Origin of the sequence: Actinomyces oricola (genome assembly GCF_004104015.1) — a bacterium.
Taxonomy (GTDB): domain Bacteria; phylum Actinomycetota; class Actinomycetes; order Actinomycetales; family Actinomycetaceae; genus Actinomyces; species Actinomyces oricola.
This window is the reverse complement of sequence record NZ_RYFV01000037.1, coordinates 1-22,111: the sequence shown is the minus strand read 5'-3', so window position 1 is coordinate 22,111 and position 22,111 is coordinate 1. Positions and strand designations below refer to the sequence as shown.

Here is a 22,111-nt window from a genome sequence, read left to right as displayed (position 1 = left end):
CACCAGCCCTACCTGACCGCCATCGCCGAAGAACACGGGTGAACGCCCCCGCGCCACCCTGAACTACCTCACCCCACGAGAAGCCTTCGAACGCCTCCTCGTTGCTTCCACCCCTTGACACCAAGCCAGGGCGATCCCCGGATGGCTGCCGCGTGCGCCGCCAATGCCAGCGAAGTACGGTAATCGGCGGCCTTGAGAATTCGCTCCAGCATCTCAGGCGACACCGCCCGCGCGCCCCGCTCGATCTGGGCAAGACTCGGCTGTGCGATCCCGACGCGCCCAGCGAGCTCGGCCTGCGTCAAGCCCGTATCAACACGCGCCGCCCGCACCAGAACAGGCGCCTCCTCGACCCTGAAACGCCCCATGCACCCACGATATAACACCACTGCTACGACGAACTGTGAGGAGCCGGGTACGTTGCCTGCCCGAGCCGAGTTACAGGTGCTTGAGCGCCTCGCGTCGACTCAGCGGGGACAGGCCCGGGTGGTTCTCGACGAAGGCCCGCACCCAGGGGCCGTCGGTGCGGGCGTAGTCGCGCAGCGCCCAGCCAATCGCCTTACGGATGAAGAACTCGACATCGCCCTGATTGGCCTCAATAACGTCGCCGAGCAGAGACAGATCAGTGCGCTCCTTGTGCTGGAGCTGGCAAATGATCGCACTGCGACGCACCCACAGGTCCACATCCGTCGCCCAAGCGCGCATACGGGCGGCCGCGCCTGGATGCGCCAAAACCACGAGTCCGACGGCGTGCGAAGTCTCGTCCACCAGGTCCCACCACGCCCCGGAGCGCAGCAGATGCTCGTACAGGTCGAGGGACTCAAGGCGGTTGGCGTGCGGCGCGGAATGCTTGGAGCGGATAATGGCCAGAACCGCGAACCGCTCCTCCCGGCGTTCGGCGGCGTCCCACACCCGGCGCAGCACGGCCTCCCAGCTGGCGGCATCGCGCCACAGGGCGGGATAGGAGGCGGCGGTCGCCTGGGCGATGCGCCGGGTCTGCGGGACGCCGACGCCGTACATCTCCATGGCGGACTTCAGGTAGCGGCGCTGCTGCTCGGCACGGGCCGGATCGCCAGCGGCAGCCAAGGCCGTACGCAGCGCTGCCCGTAACGCGACGGCCTCCTCGTCCATCTCCTCCATGATTTCCAAGTCAACCACGACCGCACCCGTATCAGCCGACAGAATCACCAGACACTCGATGGGGCTGTTCGACCCGCTGCTGAAGACGGTCGCCCGCACGGAATCGGCGGGCTTCGACCCCGGGTTGTGGACACGACTCCTGGTAAGCACGGCACCGGTCGATCGCGTCGAGAATGTCCCGCAGCCTGTCAGGAACCGCCCGGCTCACAACGCCACCGCCTCCGCCAGCGCCTCACGCGCCTCAAGGCTCTCGGCAGTGGGGATCATGTCCTCAGTGCCCCAAATGCGCGGCCCCTTGCCCAGCACGAGTCATCAAACCCGAATCCCAGTCCCACCGAGACCGACGCCCACGCCGACCGCCGGCGGGTCGCCATCACCCACGCCTCGGCGCAGCGAGTGATTCCGTAGCTGACAAGCAGCCGCGCGGTCCTCAGGGTCGAACCGGCGGAGACCTTCGACGGGGTCGAGGTGGTCGCGCTGCCGGACGCGGCCACTTCTCCAGGCCATGAGCCAGGGCGATCCCCCGGATGGCTGCCGCGTGCGCCGCCAATGCCAGCGAAGGACGGTAATCGGCGGCCTTGAGAATTCGCTCCAGCATCTCAGGCGACACCGCCCGCGCCCCCGCTCGATCTGGGCAAGACTCGGCTGTGCGATCCCGACGCGCCCGACGCCGTTGTCGAGCGAGGGCACAGGATTCAAGCTCGCGCGAGGCACCGTGAGTACAAGCGGAGCGACTGAAGCGCAGGAATGGCCAGCGAAACAGCGCTGCACCTGCGCCTCCGTCAGAGCGGCCCGCAACCCGCAGGGTGCACCTCGCTGCGGCGCTCAGTCGTCGAGTCGGTGGAACCAGTAGCCGGGTACGCGGCGCTCGTGTGCATAGGCCAGGATCAGGATCGCATCTGGTTCCACGACGTAGACGATCCGGTACGGGTATCCACGGACAGCCCTGCTCCGGATCACGGTGCCACCGTCAGCGATGAGGACAGGCGGGGCGACGCTCGGCCAATCGGCGATGTCATGCCGGGCTTGCTGTGCCCGGTCGATGAGCGCGAGGCCGATCCCAGGCTCCTGCTCTTCGTACCAGCGCACCGCGGCATCGAACTCGGCAATGGCTTCGGGATGCTCCTGCTGGGGCAAGGTCATGCGGTGAGCGAGGCGCGCAGCCGGGCGTAGTGCTCGTCAGCATCCATCGGCTCGACGGAACCGGCGCGTACCTCGGCCAGGCGCCGAGTGACCTCGACACGCCACGCTGCATCGATCTCACTGGTGTCGGCTGCATCATGGAGGCTTTCGAGCAGTGCGTTCGCGACGACAACGCGCTGATCGACGTCGAGCGCGAGAACGTCTCGGATCAATGCCTGGGTGTCCGCTGCCATGTATCAAGGGTACGTCGACGGACCGACAATCGTCCCGAAGGGCCGCGTCAGGCCCGTACGGCATTCTCAGTGACGGCCCGCAGGACGCGTACTCGCCGGGGCGCGTGACGCCGGCAGTTCTCACGCGCCAGCTCCGCTGCGGCAGAGTCGATCTCGACGGCGATCACCCGCGCCCTCGGCACCTCTGCGGCGAACGCGACGGCGATCGCCCCGGAGCCGGTGCACAGGTCGACGACGAGCGGCCGCCTTCCCGACTCCTCAACCGCCCGCGCCGCCCCGACCGCCGCGTCCGCGCCGGCGTCTACGGCGCGGTCCTGCTCGCCATGGTCGTCAACTACGGCCAGTTCCTCTTCCTGTCCTACTACTTCCAGCAGGTCACGTGTCGAGGTTGGCCCAGTCCGCCCGCCCCTTGCACTCGATGGCCGTCAGCGATCGGGAGGCGCTGACCGCGCCGTGAGTGGATCATCGTGTACTCGGCCTCAGCGTGGTCTGCGCAGCGGATGATGCGGGATACCGGTGGAGAGTGGCTGCGAGGTAGTCGATGAACTCGTCGCGGAGGATGGTGGGACTCACAATGGCGGCGTCGGGGCCGAAGCGGAACATGATCGTCATGGCGTGGAGCTGGTCGACGAACTCGAGTTCCACGAAGCTCCAGCCCTCGGGCTCTGGCGGCGGGCCGGTCGGTTCCTGCTCGCTGACGCGGATCACCCACTCCTGCGCGTCAGCCCATCTGGTGTCGCGTACCCAAGCAGTCGCTGTGACCGAGGCGAAGCCGTCGAGGAACCGCTCTCGCTGCGACCGCCACTCGACGGCGACATCGGCATCGCCCACACACGGCGCTCCCAGCATCTCGGCCCGGTCGATGCGGGAGAGCCTCGTGAATCCCAGCGACCCGTTGCTGGTCGCGCAGAGGTACCAGCTCCTGCCCGCGCTGACGAGCCCGTGTGGCTCGACTACCGCGACCTGCGTGGATGCCTTCGCCTTGTGTCGGTACTCGATGCGCAGACGACGCCGAGCGACGACGGCATCCCAAATCACGCGGAACGTCTCGCCGGTCCGTTCTCTCTCCGGTTGCGGAAGCCATCCTTGCGGGTCGATCACGATGCGGCGGGAGATGTCCGCCGAGGTGTCGCGGTGGGGTTCGGGGACCGCGGCGAGCAGCTTGCGCAGCCCCGAAGCCAACGCCTCCCCCGAGCCCGAGGGAGTCCGCGCCCCAGGTAGTCACCCCGGCGAACAGCGCCCAGGATTCCTCGCTGCTCAATGCCGTCACATCGGTGCGGTAGCCGGGAAGCAGCCGCACGCCCCCGTTCGGGCCGCGCTCGGTGTACACAGGCACCCCGGCCGCGGACAGTGCCTCGACATCACGCAGGATCGTGCGCCTCGACACCTCCAGACGCTCGGCCTGTAGGCCGCAGACCAGATCGACCCCAAGGCCGGGCCCCACGTCGGCGGCAGCGAACTCTCCCTCAGCGACACCGACCGCGACACCGTTGACCAGCTCCACGCCGAACGGACGGCCCACCGGGTGCCGAGCGCGGACAGCATCCCTACTGGTTGTCGAGCTCGAAGACAAGAATCCCGGCAAGCTGCCGCAAATCCGTCTCCAGGACGTCAATGAGCATCGCGGCCTCCACGCGGAAGTACTCGTGGACGACGATGTTGCGCATCCCTACGATCGCCGTCCAGTCAATCTCCGGATGCCGCCCCGTGAGCTCGGCGGGTAGCTGCTTGACAGCCTCTCCGATGACACCGATGTTGCGCAACACGGCATCGTGCGCCATGGCGGCGAGCACAGGATCGCCCGACGTCATCGACTCCTGGTAAGCACGGCACCGGTCGATCGCGTCGAGAATGTCCCGCAGCCTGTCAGGAACCGCCCGGCTCACAACGCCACCGCCTCCGCCAGCGCCTCACGCGAGACCACATCGCGGAGCACGACTGGGGCGAGGACGTCGACCGGGCGGCCGAGCACACGGCGCAGCCCCTCGGTAAGACCGGCGATCCGCATGAGTGTGCGTCGGTGAGGGTCATCAAGGTCAACGAGGATATCGATGTCCGACCACGGGCCGGCGTCGCCCCGTGCGACCGAGCCGAAAAGCCGCGGATTTGAGGCGCCATAGCGCACAAGGAGCGCATCAAGCTCATCGCGGTGTGCCGCCAGCGCCTCACGCGCCTCAAGGCTCTCGGCAGTGGGGATCATGTCCTCAGTGTCCCAAATGCGCGGCCCCTTGCCCAGCGCGAGTCATCAAACCCGAATCCCAGTCCCACCGAAGCTGGCGCGCAGCCGGGCGTAGTGCTCGTCAGCATCCATCAGCTCGACGGAACCGGCGCCTGTCTCCGTCCCGAAGGGCCGCGTCAGGCCCGTGCGGCACTCTCCGGTCAGGCACTCTCAGTGACGGCCCGCAGGTAGCGGTCGCGGCCGGTGAGGTCCGCCCCGGTGACCGCCTGCCCGAAGCCGGCGGCGAGGGCGGCCCCGCGCAGCGCGGCTCCCTGCCCGGGGTCGTGCTCCATGACCAGAACGCCGCCGGGGCGCAGGAGGGCCGCCGCCCGTCTCACGACGGCGAGAGGCACCGCCAACCCGTCGGCTCCCCCGCCGTAGAGGGCCAGGTCCGGGTCATACCGCTCGGTCTCCTCATCCTCCACGGCCCCGGCGGGCACATACGGCGGATTGGACACGACGACGTCGGCCAACCCGTCCAGCTTGGCGAGCGCGGAGGGCGCTGTGGCGTTGGCCCGCAGGACGCGTACTCGCCCGGGCGCGTGACGCCGGCAGTTCTCGCGCGCCAGCTCCGCTGCGGCAGGGTCGATTTCGACGGCGATCACGCGCGACCCGGGAACCTCCACTGCCAGGGCTGCGGCGATCGCCCCGGACCCGGTGCACAGGTCGACGACGAGCGGCCGCCTTCCCGGCTCCTCAACCGCCTGCGCCGCCCCGATCGCCGCACCCGCAACGACCTCCGTCTCGGGGCGGACAATGAACACGCCGGGCCGGCAGACCAGCTCCAGGCCCCGGAACCACATGCGTCCCGTGAGGTGCTGGAGTGGTACCCGTGCCGCCCGCTGCTCAACCAGCGCGAGGAACCGGCCAACCTGCTCGGCGCTGGCCCCCTCGCACATGACCAGTGACGTCCCCACCACATGCTCAGCCAGCACCCGGGCATTATTGTCAGGCGACCCCACGCCTGCCGCTCTCAGAGCCTGCCCAGCGTCGTGGACCAGGCGGCGGAAGGCGTGCCTGGCGAGCGGTCGACCGATGGACCCGCTCCGAAGACGTAAAGGAGCCTGCGACCAGTCGAGGAGCGGGTCCATCGCCCGACCGCCCTCAGCATCAACCGTCACCCCTGGTCCCCGACCGCCGCCAGGCGCTCGGCCTCATCCATGGCGATGGCCGAGGCGATGACCGGCCCCAGGTCGCCGTCCAGGACGGCGTCAAGGTTGTAGGCCTTAAAGCCGGTGCGGTGATCGGCGATCCGGTTCTCCGGGAAGTTGTAGGTGCGGATGCGCTCACTTCTGTCCACGGTGCGCACCTGGCTGCGACGCGCTTCAGCGGCCTGGGCGGCGGCCTCGGCCGCCCGCTCGGCCAGCAGCCGGGCCCGCAGAACGCGCAGGGCGGCCTCCTTGTTCTGCAGCTGGGACTTCTCATTCTGCATTGAGACCACGATGCCGGTGGGCAGGTGGGTCAGGCGCACGGCGGAGTCGGTGGTGTTGACCGACTGTCCTCCGGGCCCGGAGGAGCGGAAGACGTCAATGCGCAGGTCTGCGGGGTCGATCTCCAGTTCACCCGGGTCGTCGGCCTCGGGCATGACCAGCACCCCGGCGGCCGAGGTGTGGATGCGCCCCTGGCTCTCAGTGACGGGGACGCGCTGGACGCGGTGAACACCCCCCTCGTATTTCAGATGCGCCCATACTCCCTCCTGGGGCTCCACGGGTCCGCGCGTCTTGATGGCCAGGCGCACGTCCTTGTAACCGCCCAGGTCGGAGTCGGTGGCGCCGAGGACCTCCACGGCCCATCCTTGCCTCTCGGCGTAGCGGGTGTACATGCGAGCCAAGTCGGAGGCGAACAGAGCGGATTCCTCCCCGCCCTCCCCGGCTTTGACCTCGATAATGACATCTCGGGCGTCGTCGGGGTCGCGGGGCACGAGGACCTCGCGCAGGTGCTCGGCGGCCCGGTCGTGCTCAGCTCGTAGCACCGGAACTTCGGCGGCGAAGTCGATGTCCTGCTCGGCCAGTTCGACAGCGTCAGCTAGATCCGCGTTGGCCGCCTCCCAGGCGCGGTAGGCGCTCACGATTCGCCCAAGCTCGGCGTAGCGGCGCCCCAAGCGGCGCATGATCAGTGGGTCGGCGGCTGCGGGTCCTGCCATCTCGGCCTCAATGGCCGCGTGCTCCTCCAGCAGTGGGGCGGCGGCGGAGAAGTCTTCACTCACGTCTGTCAATCTTCCTCTGGCTCCTCTGTCTGCGGCTATGCGGTTCCGCGGCCTCCAGGAGGGCGGTTCCGCGACGGTGCACGCCGGTGCGGGGGTCGGCGTTAGGTTCCAATAGGTGCGTTGTGCTTCCCTATCCGCATACGACGACGCCGACGGCGCCCCGTGGGGAGCGGTCCGTCGGCGTCGTGCAGGCTGTCTACTTGGTGCGCTTGCCGTAGCGGGCCTCGAAACGGGCCACACGTCCGCCGGTGTCGAGGATCTTCTGCTTGCCGGTGTAGAAGGGGTGGCAGGCTGAGCACACGTCCACGCGAATCTCACCGGTGGTGACGGTGGAGCGGGTTTGGAAGGTGTTGCCACAGGTGCACGTGACCACGGTGGGCACGTAGTCGGGGTGGATCCCCTGCTTCATGGGTATCTCCTTAAGCGGTCAGAGGGTCCGGGTCCTATGCGATTCGGCGTAGGTGAGCCGGAAACCAGGGGCGATTGTGCCACTCGCCCTGGGGACGCACAATGTGGGCCCTGGTGATGCTGCGCACTTCATTGGTGCGCGAAGATTCTTCTGCGGGCCGATCTTAGCTCAGTTCGATCGCTCAGTGCCCGGCCCTGTGTTCCCATGTGACCTGATTCTGGGCGTCTCCTCCAGCGTGATGCTCAGTGCCCGCCCCTGCGGCCCCATTGCTGGTTTCCTCCGCCACCACCAGGGGCAGGTGCCCTCTCGCCTCGGCGTGATCTCGCTGTTGCTCCAACCGGTGGGGCCCGGGACAACCGTTGTGGTTGTCCCGGGCCCCGCGTCTGGCTCGGCCGTCAGTGGTGAGGCCGGTCAGTGTGTCGTGCGCTCATGTGCGATATTTCAGGCGCGGCGACGGGCGCCACGCACTGCGAGCGCGCCAACGGCCATGAGGAACACGGAGGCGACACCGAGGTTCACGGCCTGCGTGCCCGTCTGAGCCAGCTCGACGGTCTCCGCGGGCGCCGCCACGGGCTCAACAGGGGCCGCGGCGACGGGCTTGGGGGACACCGTCATCATGGGTGCGGGCAGGTCCACGGAAATCTGCTCGGCCTCGGCCGTGGAGGCGGCTTCACAGGTTGCCTTCTTGTGGCATTCGGCCATTACTTGCGCAGAGCCCTCGAAGTCCCAGTCGTATGCAGCCACGATTCTGTTGTCCGCGTTGATGAGGAGGAAGTCATAGCCTCGGGCCAGGGCCCCGACATTGGCGGTCATGAGGTACTGGACAACCCGCAGGTCACCGGCCTTGCCCGACAGCGGTATCGAACCGATGAGCTCTCCGTCGTCCCAGATCTCAAGGGTGTAGGAGCCGTCGACCTCGATCTTAACCGTGATCGTGAGCAGGCAGCCGTCACGGGTAATGGTGACAATGGAGGCATTGTGACGCAGGTTCGGGGGGACGCCGTAGGTATTACTAATGTCTACGAGCTCCCCATCCTTGGGGTCGGCGGCCGGGGCAGCGGCAGGAGGCGCGGCCGGAGCGGCTAGCGCGGCCGGGTCCTCGGCCACTGGCTCCTCAGCCACCGGGTCCTCAGCGGCTGGGTCCTCAGCCACTGGCTCCTCGGCGGCCGGCTCTTCAGCGGCCGGGTCCTCGGCGGCCGGCTCTTCAGCGGCCGGGTCCTCGGCCACTGGCTCCTCAGCCACCGGGTCCTCGGCCACTGGCTCCTCGGCGGCCGGCTCTTCAGCGGCCGGCTCTTCAGCGGCCGGGTCCTCGGCCACTGGCTCCTCAGCCACCGGGTCCTCAGCGGCCGGCTCTTCGACGGCAGCTTCCTCTCCTTCGGCCTCAACGACAGGGGCGGCTGGGTCGACCGGTTCCTCCGCGGACGCCGGCGCCATGAGACAACCGACGAGAAGAGCGGCGGCCGCACCAGTGATGATGCTTCGTCGCATGAAAACAGTCCTTTGCTCTGGGGTCAGGAACAGACTGGCGTGTCTGCGCCTTCCAGCACAACAAAGAGGCAATGGCGTCCACAAGGACAAGAACTAGTCTATTTCCTGTCACAGACGTCACTTTCAGCTGTCGCAGGCTCTTATCCTCACGCACAACAGACCAAAGTCCTAACTGCATGAGGGGTGTCCGGCAGTTGTGGTCGAGGCGGTGCCTTTTTCACCAGCTGCCGGTCGGGTGCAGCGCCGCCGTCATCCCTACAGGGATGACGGCGGCGCCCACGACGGCCGGGCACTGGCCCGGCGGGTTTGGGGGCGCTAGGAGCCGGTTGCGGGGCCCGGGAGTCAGTCTTCGTCGCCCTCTGACTGCTGCATTGGGGCGGACTTGGCCAGGCTCATGAGGAACTCGGCGTTGGAATTGGTGTCCTTGAGTCGGCCCAGGACCATCTCAATGGCCGGCTGGACCTCCAGGCCTGCGAAAAGGCGGCGCAGTCTCCACATGATCTTGAGCTGGGCGGGGTCAATGAGCAGTTCCTCGCGGCGTGTGCCTGAGGCTGCAACGTCCACGGCCGGGAAGATCCGCTTGTCCGCGAGCTGGCGGGAAAGCTTGAGCTCCATATTGCCAGTGCCCTTGAACTCCTCGAAGATGACCTCGTCCATCTTGGAGCCGGTTTCCACGAGGGCGGTGGCCAGGATGGTGAGGCTCCCCCCGTTCTCAACATTGCGCGCCGCCCCGAAGAAGCGCTTGGGCGGGTAGAGGGCCGCGGCGTCCACGCCGCCGGAGAGAATGCGCCCGGAGACGGGGGCGGCCAGGTTGTAGGCGCGCCCGAGCCGGGTGATGGAGTCCAGGAGTACCACCACGTCCTGCCCGAGCTCGACCAGACGCTTGGCTCGCTCAATAGCCAACTCCGCGACAATGGTGTGGTCGGAGGCGGGGCGGTCGAAGGTGGAGGCAATGACCTCGCCCTTGACCGTGCGCTGCATGTCGGTGACTTCCTCGGGGCGCTCGTCGACAAGCACGACCATGAGGTGGGCTTCGGGGTTATTGACGGCGATTGCATTGGCTATCTGCTGCAAGACGATTGTCTTGCCCGCCTTGGGTGGGGAGACGATCAGGCCGCGCTGCCCCTTGCCAATGGGAGCCACCAGGTCCATGACCCGGGGGGTCAGGGCTTTAGGCGTGGTCTCCAGGCGCAACTGCTCCTGGGGATAGAGGGGCGTGAGCTTGGCGAACTCCGGACGGCGCTTGGCGCGCTCGGAATCCATACCGTTAATGGTCTCCACGCTGACCAGTGGATTGTATTTTTGGCGGTTGGCACGGTTCTGGCGACGGTTGTTGCGTCCGCCACCGCCGCCGGGGTTGGAGGTCTCAGCGCCTTCGCGAACCCAGCCGGTCACGGCGTCACCGGGGCGCAGGCCGTTCTCCTTGATCTGCTGTCCGGAGACATAGACGTCCTTGGGGCCGGGCAGGTATCCGGAGGTGCGCAGGTAGGCGTGGTTGGCGTCGTTGACGTCGAGGATGCCGGCGACGGGCAGAAGAACCTCCTCCTCGCGGGGCTGGTTGCGGTTCTGGCGGTTCTCGCCGCCCTCGCCGTCGCGCTCGAAACGGTCCCGGTCCCGGCCGCGTTTACGCCCCCGACGGCGCCGACCGCTGCGCCCCTCCTCCCCATTGGAGCTGTTGCGCTGCTCGTTGCGGGTGGATCGCTCGGCGGGTTCCAGGGCAGGGGTGCCCGTGGCGTCAGCAAGGTCGCGCATGAGGGCGGCCTTGGCGTCGAGGTGGTCCTCGGGGGTGTCGCTTTGAGGGCGGTCTTCGCTGGAGTTTCCTCGGCGTCGAGCACGACGTGAGCCCTCCACGTCACCACTGTTGCGCTCGTTGCGGGTGGGGAAGTTGTTCTCCTCACGGTTGGGTTGGCGGCGAGGCTCGCCCCCGGCTTGAGTGCGGTTGTCGTCTGCTTGGCTGTTCCCACCGCCTATTGCATCTATGGTGTTGTTCTCAGGTCTGGGGGCGCCAGCGGCAGCGGTGGCACGACGACGGCGCGGCCGGCCCTCGGAGCCTTGCTCAGCCGCCGGCGCCTCATTGGTGGGGGCAGGAGCTTCCAGGGTCTTAGGCGTCTCAGGAGGTATTGCCGCCGGATCGTCGTTGCGCGCGGGGGTATTGGCGGGTGGGGTGTTGGTGGAGGCGCCGCCGTCGCGGATGGCGGCGACGAGTTCGCTCTTGCGCATGCGGGAGATGCCCTTGAGCCCCATGGAAGTGGCGAGCTGCTGGAGCTCGACCAGGCGCATGGTGGACAGGGAGGGCTGGGCGCTGGAGGTCTCGGTCACGAGTGTCCTTACGGTGTGGTGAGCGCATATGACTGCGTTCGACAGGGGACTACCCCGGAAGAGTCACAGGGCGGAGTCATGCACCGCAGAGGCCAAGGTTCTTACTTGACCTGATGGCTTGGTGCTGACGGCGTTGCAGTGGGGCATGGCCGTCGATCCCCAGCATAGCAGGGACGCCGGAACCGGGCATGTTAACTATTACGCGCTCAAAACTGCGCCATCAGGTTGGGCCTGAGAGTGAGGCCGGTGGCGACCTTCAGGTGAGTGGACCGGCCCGTCCCGCCCGCCTCGGTCCCGCCCACCTCAGCGGCCGGCCCATCGGTCAGTGGGCGGCGCGAAGCGGCCCAGTCGCTGAGCCTCGCTGGGCTGACGCCGCCCGGCTCCGACACTTCATCATTAAAGAAACGAATGGTAGAAATTCGCGTAGCGCACGAGAATACGCTGGTTTATGTTGTCATCCCAGTCCGCCTCTATGCCGTACGCAACACAGGAACGACGGCGCATTGCCTGAGCGCGAAGGCCCGCTCCGCGACCATCCCGCGCTCACGCAAGACCGCGAAAGCAGCATCAAGGTTGGCGACCGCCTCTTCGAAGGCCCGTGCCGACCCGGACGGGCACTAATCAGCCGCGCAGCCGCGGCGAAAACCCCTATCGCGCCATCCGGCGCCCGTTAAAGGATCTGCGCGCCGAGGATGTCAATACCGGGTTGGACCACCTGCCAGTTGTGGCGTTCCAAGGCGAAGCGGGTCTGCTGGCTGAGCAGGGCGAGCACCAGGACGGTGGGGCCGGCCCCTGAGATCACCGCCGGGTAGCCCTGCTCACGCAGCGAGTCCATGACCGCCATAGAGGCCGGCAGGACCTCACGGCGATATTCCTGGTGAAGGCGGTCCTCGGTGCCGGCCATGAGCAGGTCGGGGCGGCCCGCCAGGGCCAGCATGAGCACGGCGGCCCGGGAGGTATTGAACAGGGCGTCGGCGCGCGGCACCGAATCGGGCAGGACCTTACGGGCCTCCTCGGTGCTCAGGCGCGTGGACGGAGGCGGCACCAGGAGCGTGACGGGCAGACTGGAGTCAACCGGCATGGGGGCTGCCCGGGGGGAGCCGTCGGCCTGGGTCCATGCCACGGTGGCACCGCCGAAGACGGCGGGCGCCACATTGTCGGGATGCCCCTCGAAGCCTGTGGCCAAGGCGAAGATGGCGTCGTCGTCGAGGGCCGCCGGCTCGGAGAGCAGGCCCCGGGCGAGCATGAGGCCGGCCACGGCCGCCGAGGCGGACGAGCCCATGCCACCGCCGTGAGGAATGCGGTTGACGCAGCGCATCTCAAAACCGGCCTGGGGGGCGCCGGCGGCATCGAGTCCGGCGCGCAGGGCGCGGACCACGAGGTTGTCGTCGTCGGTGGGCACAATCCCCTCGCCCACACCCTCAACGGTGACATGGGTGGCGCCCACGACCGGGCGCGCCTCAACCTCGTCGTAGAAGCGGAAGGCCATGCCGAAGGAGTCGAAACCGGGGCCCATATTGGCGGTGGTGGCCGGGACCCGGACGGCGGCCGACTCATGGGCGAGCCTCATCTCACTGTCCCTCGACCCGCCGCACGGAGACGACCTCGCGCACACGCTCCTGGTTGGCCAGCGAGGCCACGGCGGCGTCAAGGTGGAACACCGAGGCGGGGTGGGTGACGATGGTGACAATGGCGTCGGAGCCGCCCACGTAGGCGCTCTGGCGCACTGAGTCAATGGACACGCCGTTGTCCGCGAAGACTCCGGCCACCTGCGCCAGGGAGCCGGGGGCGTCGGCAACCTTGAGCTGAACCTGGTGGCGGGTAATGGCGGACTCGGGCCCCAGGATCGGCAGGTCCCGGTAAATGGACTCCCGGGGCGCCTGACCCCCGTGGACACGGTGCGCGGCGGCGGCCACGACATCGGACAGGACGGCGGAGGCGGTGGGGGCGCCGCCGGCGCCCTGACCGTAGAACATGAGCTGCCCGGCGGCCTCGGCCTCGACCAGGACCGCGTTGAAGGCTCCGTGGACGGCGGCCAGCGGGTGATGGGCGGGGACGAGGGCGGGGTGGACGCGCACGGAAATGCCGCGAGCATGGTCGTCCTCACGGCGCTGGGCAATGGCCAGGAGCTTGATCTCACAGCCCGAGGCATGAGCTTCGCGGATGTCCTCGCCGGTGATATCGCGGATGCCCTCGACGGTGACGTCCTCTAAGCCCACCCGGGTGTGGAAGGCCAAGGAGGCGATAATGGCGGCCTTGGCGGCGGCATCGAAGCCGTCGACGTCGGCAGTGGGGTCGGCCTCGGCGTAGCCGAGTTCCTGGGCGGTGGCCAGGGCCTGCTCGAAGGACAGGCCCTTGGTGCTCATCTCGTCAAGGATGTAGTTGGTGGTGCCGTTGACAATGCCCAGTACGGAGGTGATCTGATCCCCGGCCATGGACTCGCGCAGGGCGTAGACCACGGGGATGGCGCCGGCGACGGCGGCCTCGTAGTAGAAGTCGGTGCCGGCTTCAGCGGCGGCGTCGTAGAGTTCCGGCCCGTGGGCGGCAATCAGCGCCTTATTGCCGCTAATAACGCTGGCTCCGGCTTTGAAGGCGGCCAGGACGAGGCTGCGCGCCGGCTCAATACCGCCGATGAGTTCAATGACCAGGTCGTTGGAGGTGGCCACGGACAGGGCGTCGTCCGTGACCAGTTCGGCGGGCACGGCCGGGTCGCGCGGGGCGCTGGTGTTCCGCACGGCAATGCCGGTGATCTCCAGGCGCGCCCCGGAGCGGGCGGCGAAGTCCTGGCTCTGCGTTGTCAGCAGGCGGATGACCTGGGTGCCGACGGTACCGGCGCCGAGGACGCCGACGGTGAGGGTGCGCGGTTCGGGGCGCTGGGGGTTCTCAGTCACGTCTGACCACCTGGTTCTCGGGGCGCCTGGGCGCCGGGGCGGGGTGGGCGCGGCGTCGAGGGGGACCACGAGGGCGCAGGGGCGCCTGGGTGGTGGGCCAGCGGGCCCGGGAGTCGACGACGAGCCGGTCCGGCCCAGCATAGGGGCCCGGGCCCCGCCCCGCAGCGCGCATCTCACAGATCCCGCCAAGGCAGAGCGGGGGCAGGAGGAGGCCGGGCTCGACCCGGTTACGAGATGGCGCGGAGCTGTCGGCGGCGCAGGGCGAGGACGGCCAGGACCATGATGACGGCGGCGGCCGCCACGATGCAGGCCAGGAGGATGAAACTCGAGGAATAGGCGTGGATGCGGGAGGCGTCGGCGAGCCCGGCCATCAGGCGCGCGATGATGACCTGGCCCTGCGGGGAGTCCGGAGTCGCGCCGGCCTCCACGAGCTCGCGCATGCCGGTGGCGCGCACGGCGTCGGCATGGCTGGTGGCGTAGTCCTGCCCGGCGCGCGAGGCGTAGGTGGTCAGGAGGGCGACGCCGAAGGAGCCGCCGATCTGCTGGGCGGCGCTCAGCAGGGCCGAGGCCAGGCCGATGTGCCGCTCGGGCACCCGGTGCGTGCCGGCGTTGAAGGTCACGGGGTTGACCAGGCCCATCCCCATGCCGAAGACGATCGTGCCGGGCAGGGCGACGCTCGTGAAGGAGGAGTCCACGGCGATGCGGGACAGGATGACGAACGACGCCGCCTGCACCGCGAAGCCGAGCGGGATCATGCCGCCGGCCCCCAGGCGCGGCACGAGGAACTGCCCGGCCGCCACGGCCGTGACGATGAGGGCGGCGCTCAACGGGAGGAATGCCAGGCCGGCCTTGACCGGCGAGTAGCCCAGGTGCTGCTGGACGTAGTAGGTGAGGGCGATGAAGGAGCCCATCTGGGCGGCGCCGACGATGAACTGGGCCGCGTAGGCGCCCGCCCGCGTGGCATCGGAGGGCAGCCACAGGGGCAGGACGGGGCTGGCCGCCAGGCGCTCGCGCGCGATGAAGACGATGGCGAGGAGTGCCCCGGCTAAGAGCCAGGCGATGGTGGCGGCGGCCCGCCATCCGCCCTGCTCAGCGCGGTCGAGGCCGAAGACGACGCTGAAGCAGGCCCCGCAGCCCAGGAGGAGTCCGATCAGGTCGTCGCTCGCGCGCCCGGCGCCCTCGCCCCTGCCCCGCGCGGGCAGGTGGCGGCTGCCGGCGAGCAGGGAGCACGCGACGATGCCGACGTTGATGTAGAGCGACCAGCGCCAGGAGAGCCAGTCCGTCAGGGCGCCGCCGATGAGCAGGCCGGCCGCCGCGCCAAGACCGGCGGTGGCCCCGAAGATGCCGAAGATGCGGTCGCGCTCGCGCTTCTCGATGAAGAACGCGTTGATGAGGGCGAGGTTCGTGGGAGCCAGGAGGGCGGCGAACATGCCCTGGAGGGCGCGCGCCGTCACGAGGATCGCGAAGGAGGGGGCCAGGCCCGCGGCGAGGCTGGCGGCGGCGAATCCGAGCTGCCCGATCCGGTAGGAGCGCCGCAGCCCGAGGAGGACGGCGAGCCTGCCCCCGAAGAGCACGAGCCCGCCGAAGGCGAGGCTGTAGGCCGTGACCACCCAGGAGCGCTGGGCGTCGGTGATGCCCAGGTCCGCCTGGAGGTGGGGCAGGGCGATGACGACGATCGTCATGTCGAGGACGATCATGAGCTGGGTGAGGACGAGGCTGAGGACGATGCGGCGTCGGCCGCCCCCACCAGGGCTCGTCATCTCCGGGGCAGCCGTGGGCAGGGACATGGCGGAACCTCCATGACAAAACAATCGTTTCGGTTTGAGTTCGGAGTTTAAGAGCGCCCCGACAATGAGTCAACAACGTTCGTTTCGTTTTAGGCATGACGAGGGTCACACCCCGTATCCTCAACTCATGCCACGAGTCACGAACGCGCACAGGGAGCGCCAGCGCGAGCGGATCCTGCGCGCGGCGGCGCGCTGCTTCGCGCGCAAGGGCTTCCACGCGACCTCGATGGATGAGCTCATCACCGAGGCGGGGATGTCGTCGTCCACGGTCTATCGCTACTTCCCTCAGGGCAAGCAGTCGATCATCGAGGCCGTCTCCGACAGGCGCATGATGCCCGTCATCGCCCGTATCAAGGCCCTGTCGGAGATGGATGACCCACCCGGCCCCGAGGAGGCCTTCATCGACACCCTCGAGAGCCTGTGGGCCCAGGAGCGCCCCTCCTCCGCCCAGCAGGGGCGCGAGGAGGACGATGACGTCGCCTGGCCATTCATCGCCGTGGCGATCTGGGGCGATCTGGCGCGCGACCCCGAGCTCCTGGCGCGATCGAACCAGCGCTACCACGACATGCGTGAGATACTCACCCGCCTGTGCCGCCGATGGCAGAGCCTGGGCCTCCTCACCGAGGAGATCACGGCCGAGCAGATCGCCGCGCTGGTCCAGAGCACATCCTTCGGGCTCATGATCGAGTTCGTCTCGACCGGCAGCGCCGATGTCGTCAGCGCCGCCGCGGCACTGTCCCGGATGCTCGCCCCCAGGACCGGGGACGGCGCCTGAGACCCGCCTTTAGAAACGAGGGTACGGCTGAGCAGCGCGGCTATGCCCGCTTGCGCGCGCGGGAGCGCGCCGAAGGGTTGATCGGCTCCTGTGCGGCGCCCCTATGCGGGGAGAACCGGTCTCAGCGCTGAGGGGCGAGCCCCGGCATGGGGTGGGGGTGAGGGCGGTCAAGGGAACGCGGTCGACGACGGCGCTCACTCCAACGGCGGGCAATGGCGTGCCACACGGCCCTTATGACGTCCCGGGTCCTCAGGGTGTGTGGCAGGACCAGGTCGCCCGTGCGGTGGAGGGCCGGGGGCGGAATCTCCAGGGAGGACACTGCTGCGCTCATGACAGGCAGCGTAATCAGCATCACAGCATCCCGTGCAGAATCGCGAGGATGATCTCACCATTGTCATACTCCTTCTCCGGGAGTAGGGGAGGTCCCTGAGAGCGGAAGGGACCCAAGCCCCAAACCTCCCTGTAGGCCCCGAGAGTCAGGGCTACGGGAGCCGGGTCACCCCTCCAGGCGCAGCAAGTCCTCGACGGTTTCGGGGCGCAGCACCCACCCCTGCCCGCCCTCGTGGACCCAGGCCACGCCGGGGCGGGTGAACAGGTTGTAGTTCATGGACATGGAGCGCCCATAGGCACCGGTGGCCGGCACCGCCAGAATGTCGCCGACCGTCAGATCCCCGGGCAGGTCCACGTCGCGCACAACAATGTCCCCGCTCTCGCAGTGCTTGCCCACCACGCGCGAGCGCACCAGCCCCGCCTCCGGGCCGGGCAGCCGGTTGGCGACCAGTGCCGTGTAGGCGGCCCCGTAGAGGGCCGGGCGCAGATTGTCGCTCATGCCGCCGTCCACGCTCACGTACAGCCGGGAGGCCCCCTCCCCCAGCTCCACGCGTTTGAGGCCGGTAACCCGGTAGAGCGTGACCTGGCCGGGTCCGGCAATGGAGCGGCCCGGTTCGACGCTGACGTGCGGGGCCTCGTCCCCCAGCTCAGTGCACAGGGAGCGCACCACCGCGGCCAGGCTGCGGGCCAGCGCCGCCGGCGACGGGGCGGGCTCGTCAGCACCGGTGTAGGCAATGCCCAGGCCCCCGCCCAGGTCGATCTCCGGGCACAGCCAGCCGGTGTCCGCAGCCACCTCGTGGCGCAGCCGCAGGACCGCCTCCGCGGCCTGCTCAAAACCGGCGAAATCGGCGATCTGGCTGCCAATATGGGAGTGCAGGCCGCGCAGCTCCAGCTCGGGGGCGTCAATGATCCGGTCAATGGCCTGGCGCGCAGCCCCGGTGTGGGTAGACAGGCCGAACTTCTGGTCCTCGTGGGCGGTGGAGATGAACTCGTGCCCGCCAGCGTGGATGCCGGTGGTTAGGCGCACCATGAGACCGGCCTGCTCCTGGGGCCCGTAGTGCCCGGCTTCGCGCCACCGGCGCACGGCGGCGACCGCGTAGCCGACTTCCTCCGAGGAGTCGACCACGAGATGCCCTAGGCGATGGTAGACAGCGGTGGACACCTCGTCTTCGGTCTTGCCGTTGCCGTGCAGGCCCAGGCGGGCGGCCCGCACGGTGGCGTCCTCGCCGTCGACCTCCTCCAGGGCCGCCAGGCCGACGGCGAGCTCGCCGCGCGAGGCGGTGTCAATGCCCAGGCCCTCCTCCAGGGCAATGCGGGCCACCCGGGTGGTGAGGAAGGCCTTGCCGGCGTAGAAGGCGCTGCCCCCCTTCAGGCCGTAGCCCTCCCAGAACTCCTCGGCCATGGTGGCCGCCCAGGTGGCGGCGCGCCCCCGGAAGTCGGCCTCGTCCATGACGTAGACGGGGGCGGGGGCCTGCTCCAGGATTGCGCTCACGGGGCGCCCCCCTATTTCCAACTCACCGGAGTCGGTGCGCCGCGCCGTTGTCGGCCATAGGTCGGGGCGCGCATTGGGCTCGGGGCAGGCCAGGGCCCCCAGCGGCGCCTCCCCGGCGGGGACGGCCGACGCCGCGGTCTCAGAGTTGGCGCTCATGGTTCTCCTCGGGTTGGGTCGAGCCGATCTCGGTGTCCGTGGCAGCCGATCTCGACGAGGGCGGGCCGGGCTCGGTGGCGGCCGGGACCTACATGCCCTACATGCGGTCGGGCGCTGACACGCCCAGCAGGTCGAGCCCGTTGGCCAGGACCTGGGAGACGGCGTCGTTGAGCCACAGGCGGGCCACGTGCCCGGCGGTCAAGGGGTCCTGGCCGCGGGGGGTCACCCGGGTGAGGCCGTACCAGGTGTGGTAGGCGGCGGCCAGGGACTCCAGGTAGCGGGCCACCCGATGCTGCTCGCGCAGGGCGGCGGCCTGGGCGACGACGGCGGGGAACTGGGCCAGCACCCCCAGCAGGGCGGTGTCGGCCGGGTCGTCCAGGGCGGCCGGCTCGAAGACCGCCTTGCCGGGGTCGCGGCTGACCCCGTGCTCGGCGGCATTGCGGGCCACATTGCGGGTGCGGGCGTGGGCGTACTGGACGTAGTAGACGGGGTTGTCGTTGGAGGTGGAGGCCAGCAGGTCCAGGTCGATGTCAATCATGGAGTCTATGGAGGAGCGGGCCAGGGCGTAGCGGGCGGCGTCCACACCGACGGCGTCGACCAGGTCCTCCAGGGTGACAATGGTGCCGGCGCGCTTGGACATGCGCACTGGGGCGCCGTCCTTGATCAGGTTGACGAGTTGGCCGATGAGGATCTGCATATTGACCCCCGGTGTGTCGCCGAAGGCGGCGCACATGGCCATCATGCGGCCAATGTAGCCGTGGTGGTCGGCGCCCAGCAGGTAGATGGCGCAGTCGGCGCCGCGTGAGCGCTTATCCAGGTAGTAGGCCAAGTCCGCGGCGAAGTAGGCGGCCTGACCGTCGGACTTGATGAGGACGCGGTCCTTGTCGTCCCCGAAGTCAGTCGTGCGCAGCCAGATGGCGCCCTCGTGGTCGTAGATGACGCCGCGCTCGCGCAGCTGGGAGATCGCCCGCTCCACGGCACCAGAGGTGTGCAGGGAGTCCTCATGGAAGAAGACGTCGAAGTCGGAGCGGAAGGCGTGCAGCTCGTCCTTGATGGAGGCGAACATGAGGTCCACGCCGCGAGCGCGGAAGACCTCGGCGGCCTCGGCGTCGGGCAGGGTGGCCGGGTCGGGGCGGCCTGCGGCGAGCTCGCCGACCGTCACCTGCCGGGCGATCTCGGTGATGTAGGCGCCGCCATAGCCGTCCGCGGGGGTTTCCTGGCCCCGGGCGGCGGCGAGCAGGGAAGCGGTGAAGTGGTTGATCTGAGTGCCGTGGTCGTTGAAGTAGTACTCGCGGGTCACGGTGGCGCCGCAGGCGGACAGGATGCGGGCCAGGGAGTCACCCACGGCCGCCCAGCGGGCGCCGCCGAGGTGGACTGGCCCGGTGGGGTTGGCGGAAACGTACTCCAGGTTGATGTGCTGCCCGGCCAGGGAGTCGTTGGTGCCGTAGGCGACCCCGGCGGTCACAATGGTGCGGGCTAGTTCGCCGGCGGCCCCGGCGTCCAAGCGGATATTGAGGAACCCGGGGCCGGCCGCCTCCACTGAGGCGACGCCGTCAAGGGCTTCCAGGCGGCCCACCAGAAGCTCGGCCAGGGCGCGCGGGGTGGTACCGGCCTTCTTGGCCAGCTGCATGGCGACGTTGGTGGCCCAGTCGCCGTGGTCGCGGCTGCGGGGCCGTTCGACGCGCGGGGTCGGTACCTCCTCGGCGCTCAGGGCCAGGGAGCCGTCATTGACGGCGGCCACGAGAACAGTGCGGATCGCTGCGGCGAGGGCTTCTGGGGTCACGCGCGCCAGGCTACCGGAGCCCCGGCAGGTAGATGCCACTCAGGTGTAGTACAGGGCCAGGCGTCGCCCATCCACATCGTGGACGGGGATGGGCCAGCCGTAAACCTGCTCCAGCACCTCGGTAGTCATGATCTCGCGAGGGCGGCCGTGTGCGGCCACGACCCCGTCGCGCAGCGCCAGGATGGAGTCCGCCCAGCAGGAGGCGTAGTTGACGTCGTGGAGCACGATGACAATGGTGCGCCCGAGCTCGTCGGCGGCGGCCCGCAGCCTGCGCATCATGGCGGTGGCATGGGTCATGTCCAAATTGTTGAGCGGCTCATCGAGCAGCACGTAGGGGGTGTCCTGGGCCAGGACCATGGCCACGAAGGCGCGCTGGCGCTGCCCGCCGCTCATCTCATCCAGGCGCCGCTCGGCCAGGTCACCCAGGTCCATCCACTCGATGGCCTTCTCCACCGCCCGCCAGTCGGCCGGGGTCGGGCGCCCACCATTGTGGGGGAAGCGACCGAAACAGACCAGGTCGCGCACGGTCAGGCGCACCGTGAGGTGGGTGTCCTGGCGCAGCACGGCCATGGTGCGGGCCAGCTCCCGGGAATTCACCTTGGTGACGTCCAGCCCGCCCACGGTGACGGTTCCGGCGTCAGAGCCCAGGAGCCTGGCCACAATGGACAGCAGTGTGGATTTCCCGGCCCCGTTGGGGCCGATGAGGCAGGTAACGCCGCCCGCCGGCAAGTCCACGGTCACGGTGTCCAGGACCAGAAGGTCCCCGTAGCTCTTGGAGACGCGGTCAATAGAGATCACGGGTGCTTGCCCTCCCGGATGAGCAAGGTGATAAGGAGGAGCCCGCCGGCCAGCTCCACCACCACGGACAGGACGGTGGACCACTCCAGCACGTACTGGAGGATGGTCTGCGCCCCCACCAGGGTGACTATGGCGCACAGGACTGCCATGGGCAGAATGACGGCGTGGCGGTGGCTGCCGGCAAACCGGTAGGCCAAATGGGCCACCAGCAGGCCGAAGAAGGTGATGGGCCCCACCATGGCGGTGGACACCGAGACCAGGACGGCAATGAGCACCATGGTGCGCCGTACCTCGCGGTCGTGGTCGACCCCCAGGGAGACGACCAGGGGCCGCCCCAGCAGCATGACGTCCAGGACGTGGCGCCGCCACCACAGCCCCGCCGAGACCACCAGGACGACTGCGCCCCCGGCCCACAGCAGGTGCGTGCTCACACCGTTGAAGGAGGCGAAAAGCCGGGATTGCAGGATGAGGTACTCATTGGGGTCCAGGAGCCGCTGGATGAAGACGGATACGCTCCGCAGAAGAGTCCCCAGGATAATGCCGGCTAAGACCAGGACGTGAACCTCCCGGCCAGAGCGCAGCAGGGGGCCGATGAGCGCCAGAGAGGCCCCCACCATGAGCACCGTCATGACACTGAACTGCGTGAGACTGGAGACCCCGGCCAGGACGTCTCCCCCGGCGAATGCGATCACGAGCGTCTGGATGAGCGCGTAGAGGGCGTCCAGCCCCATAACCGCCGGGGTGAGGATGCGGTTGGAGGTAATGGTTTGAAAGGCGATGGTGGACACCGCAATAGCCCAGCCCACAATGACCAGGGCACCTAGTGTCGTGTTTCTGAAGTAGTTGGGCGCTTGGCTTTCTTGAGTATCTGGTCGGCGGGCTTGGTCCAGGAGAAGGGTTTGCAGGTCTTGTTGTAGGTGTCGATGAAGCGTCGGATGGTGGTGGT

General features: G+C 68.7%; 22 protein-coding genes. 1 reads left to right on the top strand and 21 read right to left on the bottom strand.

Annotated features, from left to right (window positions below; translation table 11 throughout):
• Positions 1 to 68: 68 nt before the first annotated feature.
• The 16 genes from EUC46_RS11675 to EUC46_RS11595 all read right to left on the bottom strand — a co-directional run bounded on the left by EUC46_RS11675 (position 69) and on the right by EUC46_RS11595 (position 15,831).
• Positions 69 to 365 carry a helix-turn-helix domain-containing protein gene (locus tag EUC46_RS11675; RefSeq protein WP_128774331.1) on the bottom strand — a complete coding sequence of 99 codons (297 nt, stop codon included), beginning with the start codon at positions 363 to 365 and terminating at the stop codon, positions 69 to 71.
• Positions 366 to 435: 70 nt separating this feature from the next.
• Complete coding sequence (locus tag EUC46_RS11670; RefSeq protein WP_241655559.1) at positions 436 to 1,155, bottom strand: DNA alkylation repair protein; 720 nt, start codon at positions 1,153 to 1,155, stop codon at positions 436 to 438.
• An 807-nt stretch (positions 1,156 to 1,962) separates the two neighbouring features.
• Positions 1,963 to 2,280, bottom strand: a complete 318-nt coding sequence (locus EUC46_RS11665) for a type II toxin-antitoxin system RelE/ParE family toxin (protein ID WP_128774330.1) — start codon at positions 2,278 to 2,280, stop codon at positions 1,963 to 1,965.
• The gene (locus EUC46_RS11660) at positions 2,277 to 2,513 is read right to left on the bottom strand and encodes an addiction module protein (protein WP_128774329.1); all 237 of its coding nucleotides are present in this window, start codon (positions 2,511 to 2,513) and stop codon (positions 2,277 to 2,279) included. The genes EUC46_RS11665 and EUC46_RS11660 overlap by 4 nt, the downstream gene beginning before the upstream one ends.
• A gap of 47 nt (positions 2,514 to 2,560) precedes the next feature.
• Positions 2,561 to 2,857, bottom strand: coding sequence for a methyltransferase domain-containing protein (locus tag EUC46_RS11655; protein ID WP_338324484.1), 297 nt, complete (start codon positions 2,855 to 2,857; stop codon positions 2,561 to 2,563).
• Positions 2,858 to 2,975: 118 nt separating this feature from the next.
• Entirely contained in the window at positions 2,976 to 3,695 is a 720-nt protein-coding gene (locus EUC46_RS13180; protein WP_241655558.1) for a helix-turn-helix transcriptional regulator, read from the bottom strand.
• Positions 3,696 to 4,060: 365 nt separating this feature from the next.
• Positions 4,061 to 4,399, bottom strand: coding sequence for a HepT-like ribonuclease domain-containing protein (locus tag EUC46_RS11640; protein ID WP_206645989.1), 339 nt, complete (start codon positions 4,397 to 4,399; stop codon positions 4,061 to 4,063).
• A complete protein-coding gene (locus EUC46_RS11635; RefSeq protein WP_128774326.1) occupies positions 4,396 to 4,713 on the bottom strand; it encodes a nucleotidyltransferase family protein in 318 nt (105 codons plus the stop codon). The genes EUC46_RS11640 and EUC46_RS11635 overlap by 4 nt, the downstream gene beginning before the upstream one ends.
• Before the next feature lie 179 nt (positions 4,714 to 4,892).
• Positions 4,893 to 5,822: a peptide chain release factor N(5)-glutamine methyltransferase gene (gene prmC, locus EUC46_RS11630; RefSeq protein WP_128774333.1), complete on the bottom strand. Its 930-nt coding sequence runs from the start codon at positions 5,820 to 5,822 to the stop codon at positions 4,893 to 4,895.
• A gap of 26 nt (positions 5,823 to 5,848) precedes the next feature.
• Positions 5,849 to 6,937, bottom strand: coding sequence for a peptide chain release factor 1 (gene prfA, locus EUC46_RS11625; protein ID WP_128774325.1), 1,089 nt, complete (start codon positions 6,935 to 6,937; stop codon positions 5,849 to 5,851).
• Between the two features lie 196 nt (positions 6,938 to 7,133).
• Entirely contained in the window at positions 7,134 to 7,346 is a 213-nt protein-coding gene (gene rpmE / locus EUC46_RS11620; protein WP_128774324.1) for a 50S ribosomal protein L31, read from the bottom strand.
• Positions 7,347 to 7,787: 441 nt separating this feature from the next.
• Positions 7,788 to 8,834 carry a hypothetical protein gene (locus tag EUC46_RS12780; RefSeq protein ID WP_206645988.1) on the bottom strand — a complete coding sequence of 349 codons (1,047 nt, stop codon included), beginning with the start codon at positions 8,832 to 8,834 and terminating at the stop codon, positions 7,788 to 7,790.
• Positions 8,835 to 9,176: 342 nt separating this feature from the next.
• A complete protein-coding gene (gene rho / locus EUC46_RS11610; RefSeq protein ID WP_128774323.1) occupies positions 9,177 to 11,153 on the bottom strand; it encodes a transcription termination factor Rho in 1,977 nt (658 codons plus the stop codon).
• Between the two features lie 670 nt (positions 11,154 to 11,823).
• Entirely contained in the window at positions 11,824 to 12,723 is a 900-nt protein-coding gene (gene thrB, locus EUC46_RS11605; protein WP_128774322.1) for a homoserine kinase, read from the bottom strand.
• 1 nt (position 12,724) lies between these two features.
• Complete coding sequence (locus EUC46_RS11600) at positions 12,725 to 14,044, bottom strand: homoserine dehydrogenase (RefSeq protein ID WP_128774321.1); 1,320 nt, start codon at positions 14,042 to 14,044, stop codon at positions 12,725 to 12,727.
• Between the two features lie 227 nt (positions 14,045 to 14,271).
• Positions 14,272 to 15,831, bottom strand: a complete 1,560-nt coding sequence (locus tag EUC46_RS11595) for an MFS transporter (RefSeq protein WP_128774320.1) — start codon at positions 15,829 to 15,831, stop codon at positions 14,272 to 14,274.
• Positions 15,832 to 15,958: 127 nt separating this feature from the next.
• Between EUC46_RS11595 and EUC46_RS11590 the strand changes: the two genes are divergently transcribed.
• Positions 15,959 to 16,606 (top strand): TetR/AcrR family transcriptional regulator, encoded by a 648-nt coding sequence (locus EUC46_RS11590; protein ID WP_128774319.1) that lies wholly within the window; start codon positions 15,959 to 15,961, stop codon positions 16,604 to 16,606.
• Between the two features lie 121 nt (positions 16,607 to 16,727).
• On the opposite strand, the gene EUC46_RS11585 is transcribed toward EUC46_RS11590, so the two are convergent.
• From EUC46_RS11585 to EUC46_RS11565, 5 genes are all read right to left on the bottom strand, one after another.
• The gene (locus tag EUC46_RS11585) at positions 16,728 to 16,937 is read right to left on the bottom strand and encodes a hypothetical protein (protein ID WP_128774318.1); all 210 of its coding nucleotides are present in this window, start codon (positions 16,935 to 16,937) and stop codon (positions 16,728 to 16,730) included.
• A gap of 165 nt (positions 16,938 to 17,102) precedes the next feature.
• The gene (gene lysA, locus EUC46_RS11580) at positions 17,103 to 18,584 is read right to left on the bottom strand and encodes a diaminopimelate decarboxylase (protein ID WP_128774317.1); all 1,482 of its coding nucleotides are present in this window, start codon (positions 18,582 to 18,584) and stop codon (positions 17,103 to 17,105) included.
• Between the two features lie 97 nt (positions 18,585 to 18,681).
• Positions 18,682 to 20,367, bottom strand: a complete 1,686-nt coding sequence (gene argS, locus EUC46_RS11575; RefSeq protein ID WP_128774316.1) for an arginine--tRNA ligase — start codon at positions 20,365 to 20,367, stop codon at positions 18,682 to 18,684.
• A gap of 39 nt (positions 20,368 to 20,406) precedes the next feature.
• Positions 20,407 to 21,165 (bottom strand): iron ABC transporter ATP-binding protein, encoded by a 759-nt coding sequence (locus EUC46_RS11570; RefSeq protein ID WP_128774315.1) that lies wholly within the window; start codon positions 21,163 to 21,165, stop codon positions 20,407 to 20,409.
• Entirely contained in the window at positions 21,162 to 22,055 is an 894-nt protein-coding gene (locus tag EUC46_RS11565; protein ID WP_128774332.1) for an iron chelate uptake ABC transporter family permease subunit, read from the bottom strand. The genes EUC46_RS11570 and EUC46_RS11565 overlap by 4 nt, the downstream gene beginning before the upstream one ends.
• Positions 22,056 to 22,111 lie beyond the last annotated feature (56 nt).

Excerpts from the sequence above, each read along its gene's own strand:
- EUC46_RS11675 (WP_128774331.1), bottom strand. The coding sequence starts at position 365 with ATGGGGCGTTTCAGGGTCGAGGAGGCGCCTGTTCTGGTGCGGGCGGCG.
- EUC46_RS11665 (WP_128774330.1), bottom strand. The coding sequence starts at position 2,280 with ATGACCTTGCCCCAGCAGGAGCATCCCGAAGCCATTGCCGAGTTCGAT.
- EUC46_RS11660 (WP_128774329.1), bottom strand. The coding sequence starts at position 2,513 with ATGGCAGCGGACACCCAGGCATTGATCCGAGACGTTCTCGCGCTCGAC.
- EUC46_RS11635 (WP_128774326.1), bottom strand. The coding sequence starts at position 4,713 with ATGATCCCCACTGCCGAGAGCCTTGAGGCGCGTGAGGCGCTGGCGGCA.
- prmC (WP_128774333.1), bottom strand. The coding sequence starts at position 5,822 with ATGGACCCGCTCCTCGACTGGTCGCAGGCTCCTTTACGTCTTCGGAGC.
- rpmE (WP_128774324.1), bottom strand. The coding sequence starts at position 7,346 with ATGAAGCAGGGGATCCACCCCGACTACGTGCCCACCGTGGTCACGTGC.
- EUC46_RS12780 (WP_206645988.1), bottom strand. The coding sequence starts at position 8,834 with ATGCGACGAAGCATCATCACTGGTGCGGCCGCCGCTCTTCTCGTCGGT.
- thrB (WP_128774322.1), bottom strand. The coding sequence starts at position 12,723 with ATGAGGCTCGCCCATGAGTCGGCCGCCGTCCGGGTCCCGGCCACCACC.
- EUC46_RS11595 (WP_128774320.1), bottom strand. The coding sequence starts at position 15,831 with ATGTCCCTGCCCACGGCTGCCCCGGAGATGACGAGCCCTGGTGGGGGC.
- EUC46_RS11590 (WP_128774319.1), top strand. The coding sequence starts at position 15,959 with ATGCCACGAGTCACGAACGCGCACAGGGAGCGCCAGCGCGAGCGGATC.
- EUC46_RS11585 (WP_128774318.1), bottom strand. The coding sequence starts at position 16,937 with ATGAGCGCAGCAGTGTCCTCCCTGGAGATTCCGCCCCCGGCCCTCCAC.
- lysA (WP_128774317.1), bottom strand. The coding sequence starts at position 18,584 with ATGAGCGCCAACTCTGAGACCGCGGCGTCGGCCGTCCCCGCCGGGGAG.